This is a genomic window from Aureimonas sp. OT7, assembly GCF_014844055.1.
Classification (GTDB): domain Bacteria; phylum Pseudomonadota; class Alphaproteobacteria; order Rhizobiales; family Rhizobiaceae; genus Aureimonas; species Aureimonas altamirensis_A.
Window position 1 is genome coordinate 2,938,599 of the sequence record NZ_CP062167.1, and the last position, 25,001, is coordinate 2,963,599.

Genomic DNA, 25,001 nt, shown 5'->3' on the forward strand with positions numbered 1-25,001 from the left:
TCAGCCGGTTATATCGGCAAAGCCGGTGACGACATGGCCGCCCGCCACGTGCAAGCGGCCATGCCATGTCAGCCCCGCATGGAACGGGCCGACATCGCCCTGCCAGGTCGCCTGGAACGTCCCGCCCGGCATATCCAGCGCTACCTCGAACATCTCGAAGCCGAACAATATCCCGCTTGCCGGATACTGCGCCTTGTAGACGCACTCCTTGGCGCTGAAGATCACGCGGGCGGCAAGCCCGGCTTCGGCCAGCGGCATGGCCGATAGTCTTCCATTCTCCGCAGGCGTCAGAACGGTTTCCCACAGGTCTTGCGGCAGGGGCTCGGCCAATTCGATATCCAGTCCGACAAGGCGGACCCCGTCCGCCTTGCGGCCGAGCGCCACCCCGCACAGCGCGGGCGAATGGCTGATGCTGCCCACGATGCCGTCCGGCCAGCATGGGGATCGGTCCGCGCCGGCCGGAATGGCCGCGGGGGCCTCGCCCAGCGCGGCCAGCGCCCGCCGCGCCAACGCCCGCCCCGTGGCGAATTCGGCCCGGCGCCGATCCACGGCGCGGGCGATGAATGCCTCCTCCAACGGCAGAAGCCCTTCCGCCGTGTATGGCGGAAGGGCTTCTGCAGTGGCGATGGCAGGGCCCAACAGGCCCGGCAGAAAGGTCATCCCGTCTCCCGCACGCGCCCGAACCCGGCGCGCCGTTCGTTCATGGCGTTGCGGCGCATGGCAGCACGATCGGCAACCCGGTTCAAGCGCTCGTCCGCCTTGCTGTCGCCGCCGATATGGGCGGCAAGTCCCCCGGCAGTGGGGAAGCGGAACAGATCGGTGATCGTCAGGGCCGGCGCGATGCCGGCCTTCAACTCGCGGTGCGCCTGCACCGCCAGCAAGGAGTGGCCGCCAAGGGCGAAGAAACTGTCGTTCAGCCCCACGCGCTCGACGCCCAGTATGCGCTGGAAAACCTCCACCACGGCGCGCTGGATGGCATTGTCGGGCGCCTCGTAGGCCGAGGCCGGCTCTGCCGACGCCACTGCTTCCGGCTTCGGCAGCAGCTTGCGATCCACCTTGGCGTTCGGCGTCAGCGGAAATGCCGTCATGGCCACGTAGTGGGCCGGCAACATGTAATCCGGCAGATCGCGCGCAAGCTCGCTCCGCAGCGTCGCGTCCGGCACGGCCTGGCCGTCGAAACGCAGATAGGCAACCAGCCTTATGTCGTCCTTGCGGTCCTCGCGCGCGATCACCACGGCCTCGGCAACGCCCGGAAGCGCGTTCAGCCGCGTCTCGATCTCCCCAAGCTCGATGCGATAACCGCGCACCTTGACCTGATGGTCGGCCCGGCCGAGGAAGTTGAGGACGCCATCGGCCGTCAGGCAGGCGAGATCGCCCGTCCGGTACATGCGCCCCCCCGCGAATGGGTTCGGTACGAAACGCTCCGCCGTCAGGTCGGGACGGTTGAGGTAACCGCGCGTCACGCCGTCGCCGCCGATATAGAGTTCGCCCGGGGTGCCGGTCGGCACGGGTTCGCCCGCATTGTCCAGCACGTAAAGCTGTGTATTGGCGATGGGCCGGCCCAGCGGCACCACGCCGTCCTGCGCCCGCGCCGTCAGGGTGGACGACCAGATGGTGGTTTCGGTCGGCCCGTACATGTTCTCCACGGTGGCGCCGGAGATGGAGCTGAGCTCCTTCACCAGAGAGCCGTGCAGCGCCTCGCCCCCGATGAAGAGGTGGCGTACCGAAGCAAGCGCATTCCGGTTGTCGGCGGAATCCAGGAACATGCGCGCCATGGACGGCGTGCACTGCATATGGGTTACGCCATGGCGGCGGATGAGAGTGGCAAACCCCTCGCCCTCCTCGCCGGCCGGCGCGGCGATGCCGGCGCCCCCGGCCCGATTGCGGGCGACGAGTGCGGCCAACGGCTTGAGGCCCTCCAGGACGGCATCGCTCGCCACGCCGAAATCGATGAGGCAGGCGACGTCGTCGACGCCGATGGCCGAGATCTCGTCCAGCCTCCTGGCGCCGTCCTCGATGGTGCCGAACAGGCCGGAATCTTCGAAGTAGCGCTGGAAGGCGAATTCAAGGATCGCGTCCGTCTCTTCCTCGGTCAGCGAGCGCAGGTCGATATCCATCGCCTGAGCGGCGCCCGCCGGCCGCTTGAACGCCGGGAAGGCCCAGGCATATTGCTTGATCAGGGCGGCGGCGCTTTTCAGGTAGGCCTTCATCGGCCCGCGGGCCATGTCACGCACGCTTTCCCGGGTGTCGCCGATCAGCGTGTGCAGCATCAGCGTGACCTTGTGGTCGTCCGGGTTTCGGCCGCATTCCCGCAACGTATCGCGATAGATGCGGATCTTGCCGGCGAGTTCCTCGATGGACTGGCCGAGAAGATGAGTCAGCACGTTTGCTCCGGCACGCGCCGCCTCGCGGTAGGTGTCCGGGTTGCCGGCGGTGGTGATCCAGACCGGCAGTTCCTTCTGCACCGGGCGCGGCTGCGTGACATAGGAGGCCTTGCCGGCCCCGAAGTCGAACTCCACCGCTTCGCCGCGCCACAACCGGCGCACGGTGTCCACATCGCGCAGCATGGCGCTTTTGTTGTGGGGCGGTGCATTTTCCGGGCGCAGCGCGAAATCCTCGGGCATCCAGCCGGACGCGAAGGCCAGGCCGACGCGCCCGTCGCTCAGATTGTCGAGGACGGCCCATTCTTCCGCCACACGCAGCGGATGGTGCAGCGGCAGCACGCAACTGCCGGCACGGATGGCCAGGTTGCGCGTGATGGAGGCCACGGCCGCACCGGTGACCGCCGGGTTCGGGTACGGTCCGCCGAAGGCATGGAAATGGCGCTCCGGCGTCCAGATCGACTGGAAGCCGTGCTCGTCGGCAAACCGAGCGCCCTCCAGCAGCAGCCGATACTTGGCCGGGCCGACGCCATCGTCGTTGCCCCAGTAGAACAGTCCGAAATCCAGCACCTTGGAGGTGCCGGCCAGGGCCGGCGCGGATGCCTCTTCGCCCTCGCCGCGATAGACGACCACCTTGAAGCCGCGCGCCAGCGTCCAGAACAGCTCCAGCACGGAAATGTCGAAGGACAGGCTGGTGACGGCCAGCCAGACCTTCTGGCCGGCCGCGTCCATGCCCTGGATCCTGTCGTCCATGCCGACATGGAAATTGACGACGTTGCGATGCTCCACCATCACGCCCTTGGGACGGCCGGTGGAGCCGGATGTGAAGATGACATAGGCGAGGTTGTGCGGAGCCACGCCGGACGCCGGCCGCTCGGCCGGCCAGTCGCCCGCCAGCACATCCTCGATGACGAGCGTGCGGACACCGGCCAGAGCTGGCGAGTCCTGCAGCGCGCGCTCCGTCAGGACCACGGGGGCGGCGCTGTCCTCGACCATCATCGCAAGCCGCTCGGCCGGGAAATGCGGGTCCAGCGGCACATAGGCCGAACCGGCCTTGTGGATGGCGAGCGCCCCGGCAACGAGGTCCACCCCACGCTCGACATGCAGCCCGATCAGCACGTCGGGCCCGGCTCCGGCCGCGCGCAGGGCATGGGCGATACGGTTGGCCCGCTCGTCCAGCGCGCGATAGGTCAGCTCGCGGGCGCCGGCGGCGACGGCCGGCGCATCGGGCGTGCGGTCCACCTGAGCCTCGATCATGCCGTGCATCGTGGCCGTACGGTCGTACTGCCGTTCCGATTCGTTCAGCCCGTACAGGATGCGATGGCGCTCTTCCGCCGTCATCAAAGGCAGGTCCCGCATGCGCTGGGCCGCATTGAAGGAGCCGGCCAGGACCGCGACGCGGCCGGCAAGCGCATCGGCCGCCTCATCGGAGATTCGGCGGCGGTCGTAGAACAAGGCGGAGCGGCCGTTGGCGAAGGCAAAGGTAAGCGCCGCACCGGCAACCGGCTCCATGCCGTAGGACAAGGCGACGGAAAGCTCCGCATCGACGGCGCCAGGGGTGCGGGCCGGCAGATCGGCGGCACAGATGCCGCGCGCGAGCAGCGCGACGGCGCGCTGTTCGAAACGCTCGGAGAACGCCGCCGGCGATTCCTCCTCCGAAAGTTGTATGCGCAGCGGCAGGGCTTCGCGGAAGAAGCCCGGGAAGCCGCGCGCGGCCGCAAGCGCGGTTTCGGAAACATGGGCGATGTCGAAGCTCGTCTCCCCCGTCAGCCGGTACAGAAACGCGGCGACGGAGGCCGGCGTGACGCTCGGAGCCAGGGCAAGCGTGCGCACCTCCGCCGGGCCGGACGCGCGGCTGTCGCCCGGAATGTCGAGATCGACCAGCGTTGCGAAGCGATTGCGGAAGAAGCCTTCGTTGGCTGCGGCTTCCTCGCCCGTCGCCAGCAGGCGCTCGGCCTGTCCCTCGCCCATGCGCGGCAGGATCTGCCCGACCGAAAGGACGGAGGCGATCGGCAGCCCCTTGGAGCAGCGCGCCTCGACCCGGATGGGCCGGTCAGCCGTTGCGATCACGGCCGCCGTTCCCTCGATGCCCATGACCGTGCCCGGCACGCCCCGCGATGCGCCATCGACGATGTCGAGCGCGGTTACGGTGAAAATGGTCGTATCGGCAACGATCTTGGGTGTCGCGAGCGGGTTGCGGTAACCGTCTCCGAAGCTGAGGGCGCGGACCATGCGGGAGGCGGCCTCGGCCCCGTCCTCGAAGGCGATCGCGCCAAGGCGCTGCGGCCGCTTCTGCCGCATGAAGAGCTGGCGGTCGGTAAAGTCCTGCGGCACGGGCCGCAGCGATCCGTCCTCGAGGCCCGGCAGCATGTCGGCGAAAGCCGCAAGGCCCGCCTCGAAGCACTTGGTGTTCAGGGTCAGCGCCGAATCGTCGGGGGCAATGTCGAAGTCGGCACGCGCATAGATGCCGCCTTCGTCGATGCCGTCGGTAATCGAATGCCAGGTGATGCCGTGGCTTTCCTCACCGGCCAGCAACGCCCAGCTCGGCGTGTTCAGCCCGGCATATCGGGGCAGCGGACCATCGTGGAAGTTGATGGCGCCGCGGCGGGCGCGCTGCCACACGCTCTGCGGGATCATGCGCAGGTTTGCGATACTGAACAGATAGTCGAAATCCTGCGAAGCCAGCGTCTCGCTGAGGTCGTCCCCCCACTCCAGAACCTTGATGCCGCTGCCCTCGGCCCATTGGCGCACAGGCACCGAGGCGGTCACGATGGCTGCGATGGCGTGGCCGCGCGCCATCAGGCGGCGGGCACATTCGACAAGGAGGGATTCATCCCCGACAAGGACACACTGAAATACGGCCATCGCAATCGGCTCCGAATATACTTTCGAGAAATATCAGGCGGACTATGGCCAAGCTCCGACGGAAAGATCAATTTGCACTTCCGGCGACGTCGGAAGGATGGTGCCGGCGGTAGGCCCTACGCCGGAAGCGGTAGCAATATCCGCAATTTTATCCGTTCGGCATAAGCCCGATCTTTCCAAATGCTATCATGACGCGCATCGCTCGAAGGCTTACCCGTATTGCCAGCGGCGCCGTGACGTTTTCGCCGCGCAATGGATTTTCAAAACATTTGCGGGCGGAGCGACATGGCCAACGAGACGATTTCACCCAACGACATTGCCATCGTCGGCATGGCGCTGCGCGTACCCGGCGCCAGGAACGTGGGAGAGTTCTGGGACAATCTCTGCAACGGGGTGGAATCGATCCGCACCCTCAGCCATGACGAGCTGATCGAGGCAGGAGAATCGCCCGACCGGATTCACCATCCCAATTATGTGCCCCGCGCCGCCGATCTCGACGATATGGAGCAGTTCGACGCGGACTTCTTCGGGCTCAGCCCCAAGGAAGCAGCCATCATGGACCCGCAGCACCGCCAGTTCCTGGAGTGCGCGTGGGAGGCGATGGAGGATGCCGGGCGCACGCCCGACGCCACCGCCGGTCCGGTCGGCGTCTTTGCCGGCTGCGGCATGGGCAGCTACTTCTACTTCAATGTCTGCAGCAACCGGCAGCTGGTGGAAGACACCGGCATGTTCCTCCTGCGTCACACCGGCAACGACAAGGACTTCCTGTCCACCCGCGCATCCTTCACCTTCGATCTGCGCGGCCCCAGCGTGAATGTGCAGACGGCCTGCTCCACCTCGCTCGTCGGCGTACACTATGCCTGCCAGAGCCTGATGAGCGGCGAGTGCGACATGGCGCTGGCCGGCGGCGTGACGATCGAGCTGCCGCACCGGCGCGGCTATACATTCCAGGACGGCGAGATCCTGTCGCCCGATGGCCATTGCCGCGCCTTCGACCATCGCGCCGCGGGCACGGTGTTCGGCAGCGGCGTCGCCATCGTCGCGCTGCGGCGCCTGTCCGACGCCATCGCGGACGGCGACGTCATCCATGCGGTCATCAAGGCCAGCGCCATCAACAATGACGGCGGCACCAAGGCCGGCTACCTGGCCCCCAGCGTATCCGGCCAGGCCGAGGCCATTGTGGAAGCACAGGTTCTGTCGGGGCTGGATGTCGACACGATCGGCTATGTCGAATGCCATGGCACCGGCACCTATCTCGGCGATCCGATCGAGGTGGAGGCGCTGACGCAGGCCTTCCGCCAGGGCACCGACAAAACCGGTTTTTGCCGCATCGGCTCGGTGAAGACCAATATCGGCCATCTCGATACGGCGGCCGGCGTCGTCGGCCTCATCAAGGCCGCCCTGGTCGTCAAGCACGCCATGGTGCCGCCCAGCCTCAACTACGAAAAGCCCAACCCGTCCATTCCCTTCGCCGACAGCCCCTTCGTCGTCAACGACCGGCTGAATGCGTGGACCGATCTGGGTGCCCCCCGGCGCGCCGCCGTCAACTCGCTCGGCGTCGGCGGCACCAACGCCCACGTCATCCTGGAGCAGGCCCCCACCGGCTACGGCGGCGGCCGTCAGGACACTGCCGATAACGACAACGCCCCGCGCCTTCTGCTCTTTTCCGCCCGTAACCGCAAGGCGCTCGATGGTGCCGTCGCACGTTTGTCGGCGCGGCTGAAGGAGGATGCCTCGCTGAGCCTTGCGGACACGGCCTTCACCCTGGCCACCGGCCGCAAGACGTTCGAGCATCGGCGCGTGGTGGCCGTGCGCGGACGCGGCGACGCCATCGAGGTGCTGGGCGATGCCGAAACGCGCCGCGCCTTCACGCATACGGCGCTGGACGCCCCCACCGGCGCGGTCTTCCTGTTCCCCGGCGGCGGCGCGCAGCATACCGGCATGGCGGCGCGCCTTTATGCCGAGGACACGGCTTTCCGCGCCACGGTCGAGGAAGGGCTTGCCGCCCTTGCTCCGGAAGCCGCGCGCGAGATCCGCGCCGCATGGCTTGAGGCGCCTGCCGGCGATACGAAGGCGGCAGAGACGCTTCTGAAACCATCGGTCCAGCTTCCCGCCATCCTTATCATCGAAATCGCCGTCGGCCGGCATTTGATGGCGCATGGCATTCAGCCGCAGGCGCTGATCGGCCATTCGATGGGCGAGAACGCGGCGGCCTGCCTTGCCGGCGTCTTTTCCTTTGCCGATGCCGTGCGCCTGGTGCGGCTGCGCGGCGAACTGTTCGACACCATCGCGCCCGGCGGCATGCTCAGCGTGCCGATGGATCCGGCGGCCCTGAAGGCGCGCCTGCCCGAGGCGCTCGACCTCGCCTCGGTCAACGCACCGCAGTTCTGCGTCGTATCGGGCCTCAACGAGGACCTGGAGGCGTTCCGCCAGTCGCTGGCTGCCGACGGGATCGACGCGACGCGCGTTCCCATCGACATCGCCGCCCATTCCCGGATGCTGGACGCTATCCTGCCGCGCTTCGAGGCCTTCCTGCGGACGATCCGCCTTGGCGCGCCGCGCATCCCCATCGTCTCCAACCTGACCGGAACGTGGCTGACGGACACGGAAGCCACCGACCCGCTCTACTGGTGCCGACATCTGCGCTCCACGGTGCAGTTTGCGCTGGGCATGGGGCTTCTGGCGCAGGACAAGGCCCGCATCTACGTCGAGGTCGGCCCGGGCCGCGCCCTGTCGTCGCTTGCCAAGGCGCAAGGGTCGATCGACGCCAACCAGATCGTCAACGCCCTCCCCCATGCCGACGAGAAGGGCGACGACCGGCTGAGCCTGATGGCCGCGATGGGCCGCCTCTGGGCAACGGGCCTTTCCGGCGACTTCGACCGTCTGTGGACCCAGCCGGGCGCCCGCCGCGTCTCGCTGCCGACCTACGCCTTCCAGCATCGCCGCTACTTCATCGAGGCAGCCGCCCGCGAGCAGCAGGGCTCCGATGCGCCGGCGCTGGTGCGCCAGGAAGACCTGTCGCAATGGGGTTACCGCCCGGTCTGGAAGCGTTCCGTCGCCGATATCGAAAGCGATGGCGAGTTGGCAAAGCGGTTCTGGCTCGTCTTCGAGGACGAAGCCGGCGTCGGCGCCGAGATCACCGGGCGCCTGCGCGCACTCGGACACCGGGTGGCCACGGTGCGGCAGGGCGATAATTTCGGCAAACGTGGCCCGGACTCCTACGTCCTGTGCCCGGAAGGCGACCGGTCGGGCTACGACGCCCTGTTCAGCGGGCTTGCCGCCGACGGCGAACTGCCGACCGAGATCATCCATCTGTGGCTGCTGACGCAGGGCGAAAAGCACCGCCCAGGCTCCAGTTTCTTCCACCGCAACCAGGAATGCGGCTTCTACAGCCTGCTGCATCTGTCGCAGGCGATGGCCGACGCCGGCATCGCCGCCCCGCTGCACCTGACGGTCGCCACCAACGGCATGCAGCGCGTGGGCGACGAGGCACTGCCTTATCCGGACAAGGCCACCGTTCTCGGCCCCTGCCAGGTCCTGCCGAAGGAAATGCCGGGCGTCACCGTCCGCGTCGTCGACTTCGACCTGCCGCGCGCCCCTTCCGGCACCGAAAAGCGCCATGGCCTGTTCGTCCGGGCCAAGACCAAGGCCGTACCTGCATCAGGCACGACACCGGACGATCTCTGGAACGAGCTTCTGGGCGCACCGGCATCGGAAATCGTGGCATGGCGCAAGGGCCTGCGCTGGAGCCGCGGCCATGCGGCGCTGAAGCTGCCCGAGACGGGCGAGGTGCCCTATCGCACCGGCGGCGTCTATCTGTTCACCGGCGGCCATGGCGACCTGGCCCTGGCACTGGCCCGCCAGCTTGTCGAGCGGCACGCGGCGCGTATTGCGCTCGTCGGCCGCCGCGCCCTGCCCGCCCGGGAAGAATGGCCGAGCCTGAAGCACGCTTTGCCCCGGGGCGATCGCCTGCGCAGGCTGATCGAAGCCGTCGAGGCCATGGAGGCCGCGGGCGGAGACGTCCTGTGCCTGTCCGCGGATGTCGGCAACCAGGAAGCGATGACCGCGGCCGTCGAAGAGACCCGCCGCGCCTTCGGGCGCATCGACGGGGTGTTCCATGCCGCCGGCCTCGTCAAGGATGACCTGATCCCGCTGAAGACGCATATGGACATCGAGGAAGTGTTCAGCCCGAAGGTGCTGGGCACCAATGTCCTGGCCGACGTGCTGGACCGCGAGGCACTGGACTTCCTTGTCCTCTTCTCTTCCACCAGCACCGATACGGCCCCGGCCGGACAGGTGGATTACGTTGCCGCCAACGCCTACCTGAACGCCTTTGCCGAGGCCGAGCGCGGCCGCGCCAACCGCAAGACGGTGGCCGTGCACTGGGGCATCTGGGACGAGACCGGCCTGGCGGCGCGCGCCATGGGCCGCGCCCGCGCCGACGGCGGCGGCCAGCCGGTGCGCCACGGCCCGTTCTTCGAGCGGTGGGAAGCCGACGCCGACGGCGTCGACTGGCTGGAGCGGACAGTCTCGCCCGAGCGCGACTGGCTGTTGTCCGAGCATCGGCTGACATCCGGCACGGCGCTTCTGCCGGGCACCGGCTACATCGAACTCATCGTGGAGGCGGCGCGCGAATATGGCCTGCCGTCGCAGCTGACCATATCGGACCTCGTCTTCCTGCGGCCGCTCGACGTGGGCGATGGTGAAGAGAAGACCGTTCGCACCCGTCTGGAAAAGCGCAAGGACGGCTGGCGCGTCACCATCCTGGCGGCGAGTGCCGGAACCGCCTGGCAGCGCCACGCGGAGGCATCGTTGAGCTTCGGCGACGGAAAGGCCGGGATTCTCGACGTTCGCTCCGTCTTCGAGCGCTGCCCGGACCGGCGTGCCGCGCCGGAGGGTGGCTCGCTGGTCGCCGCGCAGGAAGGCCATGTCCGCTTCGGCCCGCGCTGGCGGGTGCTCAAGCAGCTTGGCCTCGGCCAGGGTGAAGCCCTGGCAGAGCTGACGCTGGCGCCCGAAGCCGGCACCGACGCCATGCTGCTGCATCCGGCCCTGATGGACATCGCCACGGGCTGCGCGATGGAGCTGATCCCCGGCTACGGGGAAACGGATGTGCTGTGGGCGCCTGCGTCCTATGGCAGCATCGAGGTTCACGCGGCCCTGCCACGCCAGATCTACAGCCACCTGCGCCTGGCCGACGCCAACGACCTCGGCGAGGGTTATGCCGCCTTCGACGTGACGCTGGCTGGCCCCGACGGCGTCGCCGTCGTGGAAATCGAGCGCTTCATCATCAAGCGCCTCGCCAGCGATACCGGCTTTGCGGGTGGCGAAGCGCCCGCCCCGCTGGTTCCGGCGACGGCCCCATCCCTGTCACCGGCCGTGGCGGCGCTTGCCGCGCAGGTGGCGCAGGGCATTCGGCCAGCGGAAGGGTTCGAGCTTCTGCAAAGGGCACTGGCAACCCAGGAAAGCCAGCCGATCATCTCGTCGATCGACCTGCACGCGCTGATCGCCCGGGCGGCGCAGCCTGCGGCGGAACCGGCCCGTCCGGCACAGCTGTTCGAGCGTCCCGCCTCCGAGCGCGACTACGTCGCGCCGCGCAATTCGGTGGAACGTCGCCTTGCGGCCTTCTGGCGCGAGTTGCTGGGCATCGAGGAGATCGGCGTCGACGACAGTTTCTTCGACATGGGTGGCCATTCCCTGATCGCGGTGCGCCTGTTCCGCATGATCCGCCAGGAATACGGCGTCGACTTCCCCATCTCGGTCCTGTTCGAGGCGCCGACCATCGCGGCCTGCGCGCGGTTGATCGCCGAAAGGACGGGCATCTCCGACGAGGGCCAGGAAGCCGCCGCAACGCCGGGCGCGGGCACGGCGGCAGCCGCCCGCATGACGCATCTGGTGCCCATGCATCCCGGACGCGATTCCAAGGCGACGCCCTTCTTCCTGTGCGCCGGCATGTTCGGCAACATACTCAACCTGCGCCACTTGGCATTGCACCTGGGCGCCGACCGGCCGGTCTACGGACTGCAGGCGCGCGGACTTTACGGGATGGAGGCCCCCCACGAGACGTTCGAGGCGGCGGCCGCCGACATACTGGCGGAAATCCGCATGGTGCAGCCGCATGGACCCTACCTTCTGGGCGGCTTCTCGGGCGGCGGCATCACCGCCTTCGAGATCGCGCGGCAGTTGACGGAAGCCGGAGAGACCGTCGAGCGCCTCATCATGCTGGATACGCCGTTGCCGACGCAGCCGGCGATCAGCCAGCTCGACCGCTTCGACATGAAGCTGCAGGATATCCGGCGCAACAAGCTGTCCTTCGTCTCGCAATGGTGGCGCAACCGCATGCTGTGGGAGAAGGAAAAGCGCGAGCGCGAATCCGCCGCCGCGGGTGAAACTGGTGGCGAGCAGTTCCACAACCATAATATCGAGGCGGCCTTCCGCCGTGCGCTCGAGTTGTACAATGTGCGGCCCTATGGCGGGACGGTGCACCTGTTCCGCCCTGTCCCGGAGGTCGTCTACCGCCTGCGCGACGGCCGCCGTCTGCAGGAGGGCCGGACGATCGTCCTGGACGACAATGGCTGGACCCCGCATGTCGACGAGCTGGTCGTCTCCATCGTCCCGGGAGACCATGATGGAATGGTGCTGGAGCCCTGCGTGCGCGTCCTGGCGCAGCGCATGCGCCAGTGCCTGGCGGAAGCCGAGGCGGCGCGCGGCGGCGATGACGGGATGCTGATGGCGGCGGAGTAATCCGCCGCCTACCCCTAAAGACTCTGTAACGATGCCGTGAAAGTAGAGATTGAAGCGGAGATTATTTTCCAGTTCAATGTGTACGCCTTGAACCGTGTTTTGACCAAGCCTTCCCAACCTGTTGTTTAGATGCGGTTTTGTAGAATTATTTTAACCTATTTACGAGACGGCCCCCGCCTGTTTTCCGGCGTCGGCCTCTTGCCCACTCGGAAAAACCCATATGATCCACGATGATTTCGATGGCCTTGGGACATCCTTTTCCGGCGTTTGCATCGTCGGGGCCGGACCTGTCGGCATTACTTTGGCAGTCGAGCTTGAGCGACTGAAAATTCCTGTCCTGCTGCTGGAGTCGGGCGGCCACCGCCAGTCCGGTTCCATCCAGGCGCTGGCCGAAGCGGACTTCGCGACGCCGGACCGGCACGACGACATGAGCGTGGCGACGGCGCGAGCGCTTGGCGGCACATCCAACCTTTGGGGTGCCCGCTGCGTCATCTACGATCCAGTCGACTTCATTCCGAGGCCGGGGCTGGTGAATGCGAGCTGGCCTATCTCCTATGACGAGATATTCCCCCATTATGCACGGGCATGCCAGATCGCCGATGCGGGCGACGTCGTCTATAGCGCGCCAATTCCCGGCCTGACCTGCCCGGATGACAGTTTCACCTTCGATACGCTGGAGCGCTGGGCCAACGAGCAGAAGCTTCATGTCACCCATCGCAAGCTGCTGGCGCGCAGCCCGCTGATCGACGTCCGGCTGCGCTGCGTCGTCACCGATATCGGCGTTTCGCCCGATGGGCGGGTTCGCGACGTGGAGATCGTGCGGGCCGACGGCGAGGAGCGACGACGCCTTGGCGTGGACAGGCTCGTCATCGCGGCCGGGGGGCTGGAAAGCGCCAGGCTTCTGCTGGCGACGCAGCGCCGCCATGCAAACCTGTTCGGCGGGCCGGACGGCCCTCTCGGCCGCTACTACATGGGGCATCTGATCGGCGAGATCGCCGACATCACCATGGCAACCGGCGATATCGACAAGGCCTTCGACTTCTTCGTTCACGACAGCGGCTCCTATGTCCGCCGTCGCTTCGTGCCCAGCATGGAAACCCAGCTACGCGAGGGCGTTCTGAACACCGCGCTGTGGCCGGTCGTGCCGCCCGTCGCGGATCCGCGGCATGGCAGCCCCATCCTGTCGCTCGTCTACCTGGTGATGGCGCTGGGGCCTGTCGGGCGTCTCGTCGTCGCGGAGGCGATCCGGCGCCGGCACATTCCCGATGCCCCGCGCGAGATCAAGGCGCATCTGCAGAACGTGCTGAAGGGCGCGCCCGAAGCGATGGCCCAGGCGGCCGGATTCCTGATGCGCCGCTATGGCCGGCGCGAGCGCCTGCCGGGCCTGTTCGTGCACAATCGCAATCGCCGCTACGGCCTGTCCTATCATTCGGAACACAGCCCCGATCCGCTCAGCCGGGTCTGGCTGACCGACAAGACCGATGCGCTCGGACTGCCGAGACTTGAGATCGACCTGCGTTTTCCCCGCTCGGACGCTCAATCCGTGGTCAAGGTGCACGACCTGTTCGAGAACTGGCTGGAGACGACGGGCTTCGGACGGATCGATTATCGCATGCCGCGCGAAGAGCGGGTGGCCTCGGTGATGGCGCAGGCACGGCACGGCACGCATCAGATCGGCATGATCCGCATGGGCGCCAACGCCCGCGAAGGTGTCGTCGACGGCAATCTGCGCAGCTTCGACCTGCCAAACCTGTTCGTCACCAGCACGGCGGTACTGCCGACCTCGGGCCAGGCCAACCCCACCTTGACCGCCATGGCCCTGGCCGTACGCCTCGCCGGCCGCCTGTCGGCGGAAAGCGAAGGCAAGGTTACGCCATTTCGCAAGGTGAACATGCGCGGCAGCGTTGCGGCGTAAGCCACGACGCTGCCGGAGCCTTTCGGGTCCTGTCCTTTAGAGCGTTCCCACCCATATGGAACCACTCTGTTTCTGCGAAGGCCGGATGGCCCGCCAGGAAGGCGGCGCAGGCCGTACCGGCGGTACGGGCAAGTCCGGCTGACGCCGCGGACGTCCGCCCCCGGGAAACCCGAAGGGCCGGGGCCATTGGAGCCGCCGTCTTCGGCGTGCATCCTGGCCATACACCAGTATGGCCTTCGACACCCACCTCGATTGCGGCCCGAAGCGCCTCCGGCAGAGTGATTCCATATGTACGGGAAACGCTCTACGCCCTGAACAGCTCGGCGAGGTAACCGGCCTCGCGCGACAGGTCATGGCGCTGGCGGACCAGCGCCTGTCCGCGCCGGCCCATGTCCTCGCACGCGACATCCGGCGTTTCGAGGCAGCGGCGCATCGCATCGGCGGCCTCTTCCACGGAGCCGGCGCCGAAGAGCCAGCCCGTTTCCCCTTCCTTGACGAGTTCGGGGATGGCCGCGATTTCGGTGGCCAGCACGGGCCGCCCGAGCGCATAGGATTCCATGATGACCACCGGGAGGCCCTCGGCAAAGCTCGTCAGGATCATAGCGCGCGCCGCCAGAAGCTGCGCGCGCACCTCCTCGCCGCTGGCCCAGCCGGTTATGCGCACCACGCTCTCCAGCCCCTCCGACCGGATCAGACCGTCGATCTCGCTTCGCAACTCGCCGTCGCCGACGAGAACCAGCTCGAAATCGACGCCCTGGCGGTGCAGGAGGCCGGCCGCCTGCACCAGGATCCAGTGGCCCTTCTGCCCGCCGAGCCGCCCGACGCAGACCAGGCGCCTCGGATGGGAGGGCGGCGGTGGATTGTCGAGGAAATAGTCCGGGTCGAGTCCGCAGCGAACGATCCGTACCTTGCCCCAGTCCTCGAAGGCGGCCCAGCGGAATATCTGGCTGGCGCAGAAATGGCTGATCGCCGCGACGAAGCGGGCGCGCGCCACCTTTTCCCCGAGTTTCATGAAGCGCGGCGCATCGAACTCGTCCGGCCCGTGGACGGTGAAGCTGTACGGAATATCCGACAGGCAGGATGCCAGCATGGCGACTTCCGCCGAGTTGGTCCCGAAATGGGCATGGATATGCGTTACCCCGGACTTTTCAAGATACTCGACGAGCAGGCACGCCTCGGCCAGGGTGATGGCATGGAGTGCGGCGGCCCGGTCGCTGCGCCGCATCATGGCCACCGTCAAACTGATCGCCTGTCCAAACTTTTTCGGCCGCTTGACGGCCAGCCGCATCATCGCGGCGGCCAGCGGGCGCGCCCCGTCCTTCAACAGGTAATAGGTCCGTTGCTGCTCCGCCCTGTCGTCCGGATCGACAAGGTCGGCGTCCCATCCACGCATCGCGGTTCGCACCACCGTCTGGCCAGCGGCTTCCAGTGCCAGGATCTCGCGACGGATGAAGCTGTGGCTCGTCTTGGGATATTGATTGATGAGATACGCGACCTGCATTCCAGAGCACCCGGCTGAAAGACCAAAGACTTGGCGTTACAGCAAGGTATAGCGTCTTTCCGCACGCAAGCCCGCGCGCCTTCGGAATGCTTGCTTCGTCAATTGGTGGTAGGCGCCTCTCAGGCCGCGACGGGCTCGGCTTCGTGCTCGTGCCCGGCAACACCCTGAAGGCCATGGCCGGTCCAGCGGATCATCTCGAAAGTGCCGTCGAACCGCTCTCCGATGGCCGTGCAGCTTTCAACCCAATCGCCGGTATTGATGTAGGCGATGCCGGCACGCTCCGCGATGGCCGCATGATGGATGTGGCCGCAGATCACGCCCTGGCATCCACGCCGCAGCGCCTCGCCGGCCAGCGCATCCTCGAAGGCGCCGATGAAGTTGACGGCGTTCTTGACCTTCAGCTTGGCCCAGGACGATAACGACCAGTAAGGGAAGCCGGCCCAGCGCCGCATGCGGTTGAAGACGTGGTTGACGGCGATTGCCGCGTCATATGCCCAGTCGCCGAGATAGGCGATCAGGCGCGCATTGCGCACCACGACGTCGAATTCGTCGCCATGGATGACCAGGTATCGGCGCCCGTCCGCCGCTTCGAACACGTCGTCGACGCGCACCTCGATTCCGCCGAAATGCTGGCCGGGAAACGGTCGCAGGAACTCGTCGTGATTGCCCGGTATGTAGATGATGCGGCTGCCCTTGCGCGCCTGCCGCAACAGCTTCTGCACCACATCGTTGTGCGAGGCCGGCCAGTGCCAGCTGCGGCGCAGACGCCATCCATCGACGATATCGCCCACCAGGTAGATGGTCGGCGCGGTATGGAAGCGCATGAAGTCTACCAGCAGGTCGGCCTGCGCGGCCTTCGAGCCGAGATGGACGTCGGAAATGAACAGCGTTCGGAACTGCCGCGCGATGGTAGCGGGGGCGACGGTGCCGCCAGGCACGTCCGAGATGGAGTCCATGGGGCTTCGAGCTCCTGTTTCGACTGCTGTGCAGCCAATGCCCGATTCCCATGACATCCATATGATAATGCGGGAAGCCTCCGGTATTCCGGGGATCGATGCCAAACTGTTTCGAACGATCGGGGCACAACAAATGCGTGTAGGAAATGCTCAGACCTTTGCGCGGCGTGCGCCGATGTTCTAGACGAGACTTTCCGCCTCCTGGCGGGGCTGCCCATGCAAAAGCGAGGAACCGATGCCCGGAACAGAAGACATCCAGCCGAACCAGCCGAACCGGGATCTCGACGCACAGGCCTTGTTCTACCATCGGTATCCGCAGCCCGGTAAGCTGGAGATCCGCGCCACCAAGACGCTTGGCAACCAGCGCGATCTGGCGCTGGCCTACTCGCCCGGCGTCGCCGCGCCATGCCTGGAGATCGAAAAGGACGCGTCGCTCGCGGCCGACTACACGGGCAGAGCCAACCTCGTGGCCGTCGTGTCCAACGGAACCGCCGTTCTGGGCCTCGGCGATATCGGGCCGCTGGCGTCCAAGCCGGTGATGGAGGGCAAGGCGGTCCTCTTCAAGAAATTCGCCAATATCGACGTTTTCGACATCGAGGTGGACGCAAGGGAAATCGACCGCCTGGTCGATGTCGTGGCCGCGCTGGAGCCAACCTTCGGCGGCATCAACCTGGAGGACATCAAGGCCCCCGAATGCTTCGAGGTGGAAGAGCGGCTACGGGCCCGCATGGGTATTCCCGTCTTCCATGACGACCAGCATGGAACCGCCATCATCGTCGCGGCCGCCGTGCGCAACGCGCTTCTGCTGGCCGGCAAGGCCATCGAGGACGTGAAGATCGTCACCTCGGGCGCGGGCGCGGCCGCCCTCGCCTGCCTGAACCTTCTCGTATCGCTCGGCGCGCGCAGGGAAAACATCACCTGCACCGATATCGAAGGCGTCGTCTACAAGGGCCGCGAAAAGCGCATGGACCGCTGGATGGAGGTCTATGCCCGCGATACCGAGGCCCGCACGCTGGCCGACGTGATCGGCGGCGCGGACATCTTTCTCGGCCTGTCGGCCGGCGGCATCCTGAAACCGGAGCTGCTCGAGAAGATGGCCGAGCGGCCTCTGGTGATGGCCCTGGCCAACCCCACCCCGGAGGTGATGCCCGACCTGGCGCGGGCCGTGCGCCCGGATGCCATGATCTGCACCGGGCGGTCGGACTTTCCCAACCAGGTCAACAACGTCATCTGCTTTCCCTTCATCTTCCGTGGCGCGCTGGATTGCGGTGCCACCTCGATCAACGAAGAGATGAAGATCGCGGCTGTCGACGCCATCGCGGAGCTGTCGCGGGAGGAGGTGTCCGAAGTGGCCGCCAAGGCCTATGGATCGGAAACACCCGTATTCGGACCCGACTATCTGATCCCCTCGCCCTTCGATCCGCGCCTGATCCTGAAGATCGCGCCGGCCGTGGCGCGTGCCGCCGAAGCGACGGGCGTCGCTTCGCGCCCCATCGCCGACTGGGATGCCTATCTGGACAAGCTCAACCGCTTCGTCTTCCGCTCCGGCCTCATCATGAAGCCGGTGTTCGCGGTGGCACGCAAATCGGGCAAGCGCATCATCTTCTCCGACGGCGAGGACGAGCGCGTGCTGCGCGCCGCCCAGGTGCTGCTGGAGGAAAACATCTGCCAGCCCATCCTGATCGGGCGTCCCAGCGTCCTGCAGACGCGCCTGGAGCGCTTCGGCCTGCGCATCCGTCCCGGCAAGGATTTCGAGGTCGTCAACCCGGAAGACGATCCGCGCTACCGCGATTATGTGGATCACTACTTCTCCAAGGTCGGCCGTCTCGGGGTAAACCCGGACACCGCCCGCACCATCGTACGCACCAACACCACCGTCATCGGCGCGGTTTCGGTGTCCCGCGGCGAGGCCGATGGCCTCATCTGCGGTCTTGCGGGCCGCTTCTCGCGCCATATCCGCGACATCCGCCACGTCATCGGCGCTACGCCCGGCGTCTCCAGGATTTCGGCCCTCAGCCTGCTGATCACGCAATCCGGGCCGCTGTTCTTTGCCGATTCCTACGTGCAGGAAGATCCCTCAGCCGCCGACATCGCGGAGTTCACCCAGCTTGCCGCCAAGGAGCTGGACCGCTTCAACATCGCGCCCAAGGTCGCGCTGGTGTCGCATTCCAACTTCGGCACCGGTGAAACGGAGGATGCGATCAAGCTGCGCGAGGCGCTGGCCATCGTACGGCAGGCCATGCCGGACCTGGAGATCGACGGCGAAATGCACGGCGACGCCGCCCTGTCGGAAGAGCTGCGCAGCCGCGTGATGCCGCAGTCGACGCTGACGGGCGTCGCCAATCTTCTGATCTTCCCGACGCTGGATGCCGCCAACATCACCATGAACGTCGTGAAGGCGATGACGGATTCGCTGCATGTCGGCCCCATTCTTCTGGGTACCAACTCGCCGGCTCACATCCTGACCCCGTCGGCCACCTCGCGGGGCGTGGTCAACATGACGGCCATCGCCGTGGCGGAAGCGGTGCAGAAGCGCGGCTGACGGCCGCGCAAGCCAGGCAAAGGCGGGCGCGCTCGCCTTTGCGGCAGGTCAGGCTGTCAGGGTATGCGCCGCAAGGTGCGGGCATGGCCGATGACCGGCAGAAGCGCCGCCAGCTCGGGGCCGTGGTCCACCCCTGTCAGGGCCAGGCGAAGCGGCATGAACAACGACCGGCCCTTGCGGCCGGTCGCGGCCTTCACCGCGTCGGTCCACCGCCGCCAGGTGTCGCCATCCCAGGGCTCTGCTGGCAACAGCGTAAAAGCCGTTCGCACGAATTCCAGATCCTCGCTCGAAAACGCGATCTGCGATGGCCCGCGATAGACGATGCGCGCCCATTCGGCGGCATCCGGCACCTTGCTGCAATTGCCGCGCACCGCCATCCAGAAGGCTTGTGCATCTTCTGGCGGGACATCGAAGTCTGCAAGCCGCGCCGCGACCGCCTCCACCGGCAACTCATGCGTCAGCTCGGCATTCAGGCGCCCGAGTTCCGCAGGGTCGAACTTCGCGTTGGAGGACGACACTTGCGAAAGGTCGACACGCGCGCCGAGCGCGCCAAGGCTTGGCATCGGCTCGATGGATCCGGATGCGCCGACGAGCACGGCCAGCGAGGCGATCGCCATCGGCTCGAAGCCTTCGTCCCGCAGGGTACGAATGGACAGCGCGCCCGAGCGCTTGGACAGGCCCTCGCCGTCGACCGTCGTCAGAAGATTATGATGGCCGAGCGTCGGCACCGCGTAATCCAGCGCCTCGAAAATCGCGATCTGCACGCCGCTGTTCGTCACATGGTCGTCGCCGCGAATGACATGGGTGATCCCCATCTCGCCGTCATCGACGACGGAAGGAAGCGTGTAGAGATAGGTTCCGTCTTCCCGCACCAGTACAGGGTCCGACAGGGACGCCAGGTCGATCGTCTGGGGCCCCCGCACCAGATCGTCCCAGTGCACCTCGGTGCGCCGCGTCTCGAAGGGGCTCGATTCAAAGTTCGGCAACAGAAAGCGCCAATGCGGGCGGATGCCCCGCGCCTCACAGGCGGCCCGCTCCTCGGCCGTCAGCGCCAGCGCCTCGCGGCCGTAGACGGGGGGCAGGCCCCGCGCCATCAATCGCTTGCGGCGACGCTCCAGCTCATCGGCCGTCTCATAACAGGGGTAAAGCAGCCCGTTCCGGCGCAGCTTCTCGGCGGCGGCGTCATAAAGTTCCAGCCGGTCCGACTGGCGCACCACCTCGTCCGGGTGAATGCCGATCCAGGCAAGATCGCTGGAGATGGCATCGGCATATTCCCGGCGCGATCGTGCGGTATCGGTATCGTCGAAACGCAGAACGAAGCGACCCGGCCCGGCGTCCGGCCGCTCCTTGGCGAACAGCCAGTTGAACAAGGCCGGCCGAAGATTGCCGATGTGGATGTAGCCGGTGGGCGACGGGGCGAAACGAACGATGACACTCATGGCGGGAGCCTTATTCCGCCGCACGGGTGAAAGCAATCAAATGTCCAGGCCGCGCTGCATGATGGGCGCAAGGACGCTGGAGGCGACCACCCATCCCGCCATGGCAAGGCCGCAAGCCGTCAGGACGGCACCAACCACGAATTGCCGCATCGCATGCCGCCGGTCCGGCTCGGCCGCGCGACCGAAGGCCAGCGGCTGCGTTACCTGTCCGAGGTCCGCCCACATCGTCGTCGCTCGTGGCTCACCTGCCCGGATGCGCCGGATCGTCAGAAGAAAGCGGACCAGGAACAGGACGCCGACGACGGTGGCCGCCATGGCGATGTCACCCGCCGGTGGAATGAGCATTGCGAAACTGGCTCCTTGTCTACCGTGACGATAGATGCTTAAGCATCCCGGCGCGGTGGAGCAAGGTGGCGCATACCTTGGGCGACAAAGCGTGACCCATGCGGAGGCATCTTGTACGAAATCCTCGGACTCATAGACCGGTTCGGCTTGATCATCGTCTTCGTCGGCACCTTCTTCGAAGGCGAGGTCTTCGCGATCATCGGCGGCTTTCTGGCCTACAAGGGCAACCACTCGCTGCAACTCATGATGAGCCTCGCCTTCGTCGGCTCGTTCCTGGGCGATCTCGCGGTGTTCCTGTTTGCCCGCTACTTCTCCAACCATCGCTGGGTACAGCGCTGGATCCGCAAGCCGAAATTTGCGAAGGCCCTGCGCCTCGTGGACCGGTTCCACGCCTATTTCGTCATCGTGAACCGCTATGTCTACGGCCTGCGCATGCCGGGCCTGATCGCCCTCGGCTTATCCAGCATCACCGTGCCGCGCTTCCTGATCCTCAACTTCATCGGCGCCGGCCTGTGGGCCTCCATCTTCACGTCGATCGGCTACGTCTTCGGATACTCGATCAGTTCCGTCTTCGCCCGGCTCGAAACCGTCGAGCATGTGGTGCTCTACATCCTCGTGGCGCTCGCCGTCGCGCTGGTGCTGTATCTGGGCTGGCGGCAGTTCGGCCCCATGTGGGCGAAGGGCCGGAGGGAAGGCCCGCCCGTGGCGCGCGTCGGCCATGTCGGCCCGATTACCGACGAAGAGAAGACAGGCCAAAAATAAACCCCCGGAGCAGAGCTCCGAGGGTTTCCCGGGTAGAGCCGTTCGAGGCGTCGGCCGTCAGAAATTGACGGCCGTGCGTGCTTCGCCCTGCTCGTGATGCTTCTTGACCAGTTCGGCGACCAGGAATGCAAGCTCCAGCGCCTGATTGGCATTCAGGCGCGGGTCGCAATGCGTATGGTAGCGATCCGACAGGTCTTCCGCCAGGACGGGCCGTGCCGCGCCACCTGTGCATTCCGTTACGTCCTTGCCGGTCATCTCGACGTGGATGCCGCCGGGGTGCGTACCCTCGGCCTGATGCACGTTGAAGAAGGCCTGCACTTCCGCGAGGATGCGGTCGAAGGGCCGGGTCTTGTAGTCGTTCACGGTAATCGTGTTGCCGTGCATGGGATCGCACGACCACACCACCTTGCGCCCCTCGGCCTCCACGGCGCGGATCAGCTTGGGCAGATGCGCCTCGACCCGCTCATGTCCGAATCGCGTGATCAGCGTCAGCCGGCCTGCCTCGTTCTGCGGGTTGAGGCGGTCGATCAGCCGCAGGAGATCGCTCGGGTCGAGGCTCGGCCCGCATTTAAGGCCGATCGGATTGCGGATGCCGCGGCAATACTCGACATGCGCATTCTCGAGCTGGCGGGTGCGGTCGCCGATCCAGATCATGTGGCCGGACGTGGCATACCACTCGCCGCTGGTCGAATCGACGCGCGTCAGCGCTTCCTCGTAGCCCAGAAGCAGCGCCTCGTGGCTGGTGAAGAAATCCGTTTCGCGCAAAGCGGGATGGTTCTCGGAATTGATGCCGATCGCCCGCATGAAGTTCATCGTTTCGGAGATCCGATCCGCGATCTCACGGTATCGCTCCGCCTGCGGCGAGCCCGACAGGAAGCCGAGCATCCACTGGTGGACGTTGTCGAGGTTGGCGTAACCGCCCTGCGCGAAGGCGCGCAGAAGGTTCAGCGTCGCGGCGGACTGCCGGTACGCCATTTCCTGGCGCTCCGGGCTGGGAATGCGCGAGGCCTCGTCGAATTCGATGCCGTTGATGATGTCTCCGCGGTAGGAAGGTAGCGTCTTGCCGCCCTTGCTCTCGGAATTCGATGAGCGCGGCTTGGCGAACTGGCCCGCAATACGCCCAACCTTGACCACAGGCGAGGAGGCGGCGAAGGTTAGCACGACGGCCATTTGCAGGAACGCGCGGAAGAAGTCGCGGATATTGTCCGCGCCATGCTCGGCGAAGCTTTCGGCACAATCGCCGCCCTGCAGAAGAAAACCACGGCCCTCGGCGACCTCGGCAAGCGAGCGCTTCAGTTTGCGGGCCTCACCTGCAAAAACGAGGGGCGGAAAGCTGGCAAGACGCTTCTCCGTCTCGGCCAAAGCGGCCGGATCCGGATAGTCGGGAACCTGCTCGATGTCCTTCGAGCGCCAGGTTGCCGGTGTCCAATCCTTCGTCATTGCCCCATTCTCCTGCGGAAATCTTACGCATCAAGGTGGCTGTTTAAACACCAATGGTCTGAATTGTCACGGCAAAAAGCCCGTTTCAGGCAGGTGGCAGATGGGTAGCGCCGCGCGCCGAAACAAGCGTATCGAAAAGGGCGGCCTCGCCCTCCTCGAGCTCGACCGGGCGTGGATAACGCGGCGCATGCCTGTCCTGAAGAACCGCCGTGCGGAACCCTTCGGTTTCTTCCACGAAGCGTTCCAGCCCCGCGCGTCCGTACAAGGCGTGGAAGCCCTGCATCACGGCATCCAGGTAGGACTGGAGGATGAAGGCGCCGGCCTCGGACGCCGTCTCCTCGTCGGCAGAGGCCTCGTAGATGAACAGGGGTACATCACCCGCCACCGGGTTTTCCACCGCGATCCTGTCGGCCGTGACGACGCGGCGCATGTAGCCGGCCTCGCGCTCGTCCACCAAGGGCAGGTGATCGGCGAGGTCATAGACGATGACGCCCTGTATCACGAAGTCCTTGGCGGGCCGCACGGACAGGAGCGCCGGCACCGGCTGCGGCCGCGGCAGCCAGAAGCGTCGCCACCCGGCCGCCTCCGCACGCCGGATGCCGAGGAAACGCGTGCGCAGCGTGCGGCGATTGACCAGCGAGCCATATCCGAAATAGGCGACGACCCGCCCCTCGCCGATCAGCGCGGCAAGGTCGGGGTGGTCGTCGTGGATCAGGCTCATGCGTCCTGCACCTCGCCATCGCGCAGGATGTAGCTGGGTGTGTACATGGTCACGAGTTCTTCGGCGGCCGTGGGATGCAGGGCCATGGTGCGGTCGAAGTCGTCCTTCGTCAGCCCGGCCTTCACGCAGATGCCCAGCACCTGCGCCAGTTCGCCTGCATCGGGCCCAAGGATATGCGCGCCGACGACCTTCCTGCTTTCCCCGTCCACCACGAGCTTGGTGATCATCTGCTCGTCGCGGCCGGCCAGGATGTTGCGCATGGGGCGGAACCGTGCCGTATACACCTCGACGGTGCGATACCGCTCCCCGGCCTCGCACTCGGTCAGGCCGGCCGTGCCGATTTCGGGTTGGGAGAAGACGGCCGTCGGCACCGTTTCGATATCCGGCCGGGTCGGCTTGCCCAGAAACTCGGTATCCACAAAGCACATCGCCTCATGAATGGCGACCGGCGTCAACTGAAGGCGGTTGGTGACGTCCCCCAGCGCCCAGACAGACGGCGCGCTCGTGCGGGAATACGCGTCGATCTCGATCGCGCCGAGATGATCCAGCGTTACCCCGGCCTTGTCGCAGCCGAGGTCTTCGGTGTTCGGCTTGCGCCCGACCGCCAGCATGACCTCGTCCGCGTCGAGCCTGTCCCCGCCCTTCAGCACCGCCTCGAAGCGGCAATCGGCCTTCTGGCGCACTTCGACGAGCGTATCCTCGCACCGTATATCGATGCCCTTGCGCTGCATCGCCGCGCTGACCCCGTCGCGCAGATCGTCGTCGAAACCGCCAAGGATCTTCTTGCCGCGATAGACCAGCGTGACATGCGCGCCGAGGCCATGGAAGATATTGGCGAACTCCACCGCGATGTAACCGCCGCCCAGGATGACGATCCGCTCGGGAAGGCGCCTCAGGTGGAACGCCTCGTTGGAGGTGATGCAATGCTCCGCGCCCGGCATGTCGGCGAATGGGTTTGCCCGTCCACCCACGGCGACCAGGATGCGCTCGGCGGTCACCGTCGTATCCGTCTCCAGAAGACGCACCGCGTGCGGCCCTTCGAGGACGGCGCGCGTTTTCAGGATCTCGGCGCCGGCCTTTTCCAGGTTGCGGGTATAGATGTCTTCCAGCCGCTGGATTTCCGCATCCTTGGCGGCAATCAGTGTGGGCCAGTCGAAGCGCGTTTCCCCGACCGACCAGCCGTAGCCGGCGGCGTCTTCGAATTCTTCGGAGAATTTGGAGGCGTAGACGAGAAGCTTCTTCGGGACGCAGCCGCGGATGACGCAGGTGCCACCCATGCGGAATTCTTCCGCGATGGCCACCTTGCGACCCAACGCGGCGGTGCGCCGCGCCGCGCGCACTCCGCCAGAACCGCCACCTATCACGAAGAGATCGTAGTCGTAGCGACTCATCG

Annotated in this window: 13 protein-coding genes; 4 read left to right on the forward strand and 9 right to left on the reverse strand. The window is 66.3% G+C overall.

Annotated elements, in window-relative coordinates:
* Together IGS74_RS14030 and IGS74_RS14035 are read right to left on the reverse strand one after the other, a co-directional pair.
* Positions 1-660, reverse strand: a complete 660-nt coding sequence (locus IGS74_RS14030) for a 4'-phosphopantetheinyl transferase superfamily protein (protein WP_192386934.1) — start codon at positions 658-660, stop codon at positions 1-3.
* Entirely contained in the window at positions 657-5,246 is a 4,590-nt protein-coding gene (locus IGS74_RS14035) for a MupA/Atu3671 family FMN-dependent luciferase-like monooxygenase (RefSeq protein ID WP_192386936.1), read from the reverse strand. Before IGS74_RS14035 ends, IGS74_RS14030 begins: the two co-directional genes overlap by 4 nt.
* 285 nt (positions 5,247-5,531) lie before the next feature.
* Here IGS74_RS14035 and IGS74_RS14040 point away from each other — a divergent pair, with 285 nt between their 5' ends.
* Entirely contained in the window at positions 5,532-11,987 is a 6,456-nt protein-coding gene (locus IGS74_RS14040) for a type I polyketide synthase (protein ID WP_192386939.1), read from the forward strand.
* A gap of 220 nt (positions 11,988-12,207) precedes the next feature.
* Positions 12,208-13,902: a GMC family oxidoreductase gene (locus IGS74_RS14045; RefSeq protein ID WP_192386941.1), complete on the forward strand. Its 1,695-nt coding sequence runs from the start codon at positions 12,208-12,210 to the stop codon at positions 13,900-13,902.
* 304 nt (positions 13,903-14,206) lie between these two features.
* On the opposite strand, the gene IGS74_RS14050 is transcribed toward IGS74_RS14045, so the two are convergent.
* Both IGS74_RS14050 and IGS74_RS14055 read right to left on the reverse strand, forming a co-directional pair.
* Positions 14,207-15,403: a glycosyltransferase family 4 protein gene (locus IGS74_RS14050; protein ID WP_192386943.1), complete on the reverse strand. Its 1,197-nt coding sequence runs from the start codon at positions 15,401-15,403 to the stop codon at positions 14,207-14,209.
* A 119-nt stretch (positions 15,404-15,522) separates the two neighbouring features.
* Positions 15,523-16,359 carry a UDP-2,3-diacylglucosamine diphosphatase gene (locus tag IGS74_RS14055; protein ID WP_052194825.1) on the reverse strand — a complete coding sequence of 279 codons (837 nt, stop codon included), beginning with the start codon at positions 16,357-16,359 and terminating at the stop codon, positions 15,523-15,525.
* 235 nt (positions 16,360-16,594) lie between these two features.
* Here IGS74_RS14055 and IGS74_RS14060 point away from each other — a divergent pair, with 235 nt between their 5' ends.
* Positions 16,595-18,901, forward strand: coding sequence for an NADP-dependent malic enzyme (locus IGS74_RS14060; RefSeq protein ID WP_039193295.1), 2,307 nt, complete (start codon positions 16,595-16,597; stop codon positions 18,899-18,901).
* A gap of 56 nt (positions 18,902-18,957) precedes the next feature.
* Here the strand turns inward: IGS74_RS14060 and gltX are convergent, their stop codons facing one another.
* The gene (gene gltX / locus IGS74_RS14065; RefSeq protein ID WP_192386945.1) at positions 18,958-20,340 is read right to left on the reverse strand and encodes a glutamate--tRNA ligase; all 1,383 of its coding nucleotides are present in this window, start codon (positions 20,338-20,340) and stop codon (positions 18,958-18,960) included.
* Between the two features lie 36 nt (positions 20,341-20,376).
* The gene (locus IGS74_RS14070; protein ID WP_192386947.1) at positions 20,377-20,685 is read right to left on the reverse strand and encodes a hypothetical protein; all 309 of its coding nucleotides are present in this window, start codon (positions 20,683-20,685) and stop codon (positions 20,377-20,379) included.
* 111 nt (positions 20,686-20,796) lie between these two features.
* Here IGS74_RS14070 and IGS74_RS14075 point away from each other — a divergent pair, with 111 nt between their 5' ends.
* Entirely contained in the window at positions 20,797-21,447 is a 651-nt protein-coding gene (locus IGS74_RS14075; protein ID WP_192386949.1) for a DedA family protein, read from the forward strand.
* A gap of 57 nt (positions 21,448-21,504) precedes the next feature.
* Here the strand turns inward: IGS74_RS14075 and IGS74_RS14080 are convergent, their stop codons facing one another.
* The 3 genes from IGS74_RS14080 to gor form a co-directional block, all read right to left on the reverse strand.
* Entirely contained in the window at positions 21,505-22,887 is a 1,383-nt protein-coding gene (locus tag IGS74_RS14080) for a 3-deoxy-7-phosphoheptulonate synthase class II (RefSeq protein ID WP_039193289.1), read from the reverse strand.
* A gap of 85 nt (positions 22,888-22,972) precedes the next feature.
* Entirely contained in the window at positions 22,973-23,608 is a 636-nt protein-coding gene (locus IGS74_RS14085; RefSeq protein WP_192386951.1) for a gamma-glutamylcyclotransferase family protein, read from the reverse strand.
* Positions 23,605-24,999: a glutathione-disulfide reductase gene (gor, locus tag IGS74_RS14090; protein WP_192386952.1), complete on the reverse strand. Its 1,395-nt coding sequence runs from the start codon at positions 24,997-24,999 to the stop codon at positions 23,605-23,607. The genes IGS74_RS14085 and gor overlap by 4 nt, the downstream gene beginning before the upstream one ends.
* Positions 25,000-25,001: the final 2 nt, after the last annotated feature.

Coding starts and splice junctions, on each gene's coding strand:
- IGS74_RS14055 (WP_052194825.1), bottom strand. CDS start 16,359: ATGGACTCCATCTCGGACGTGCCTGGCGGCACCGTCGCCCCCGCTACC.
- IGS74_RS14035 (WP_192386936.1), bottom strand. CDS start 5,246: ATGGCCGTATTTCAGTGTGTCCTTGTCGGGGATGAATCCCTCCTTGTC.
- IGS74_RS14060 (WP_039193295.1), top strand. CDS start 16,595: ATGCCCGGAACAGAAGACATCCAGCCGAACCAGCCGAACCGGGATCTC.
- IGS74_RS14085 (WP_192386951.1), bottom strand. CDS start 23,608: ATGAGCCTGATCCACGACGACCACCCCGACCTTGCCGCGCTGATCGGC.
- IGS74_RS14030 (WP_192386934.1), bottom strand. CDS start 660: ATGACCTTTCTGCCGGGCCTGTTGGGCCCTGCCATCGCCACTGCAGAA.
- gor (WP_192386952.1), bottom strand. CDS start 24,999: ATGAGTCGCTACGACTACGATCTCTTCGTGATAGGTGGCGGTTCTGGC.
- IGS74_RS14070 (WP_192386947.1), bottom strand. CDS start 20,685: ATGCTCATTCCACCGGCGGGTGACATCGCCATGGCGGCCACCGTCGTC.
- IGS74_RS14080 (WP_039193289.1), bottom strand. CDS start 22,887: ATGACGAAGGATTGGACACCGGCAACCTGGCGCTCGAAGGACATCGAG.
- IGS74_RS14050 (WP_192386943.1), bottom strand. CDS start 15,403: ATGCAGGTCGCGTATCTCATCAATCAATATCCCAAGACGAGCCACAGC.
- gltX (WP_192386945.1), bottom strand. CDS start 20,340: ATGAGTGTCATCGTTCGTTTCGCCCCGTCGCCCACCGGCTACATCCAC.
- IGS74_RS14045 (WP_192386941.1), top strand. CDS start 12,208: ATGATCCACGATGATTTCGATGGCCTTGGGACATCCTTTTCCGGCGTT.
- IGS74_RS14040 (WP_192386939.1), top strand. CDS start 5,532: ATGGCCAACGAGACGATTTCACCCAACGACATTGCCATCGTCGGCATG.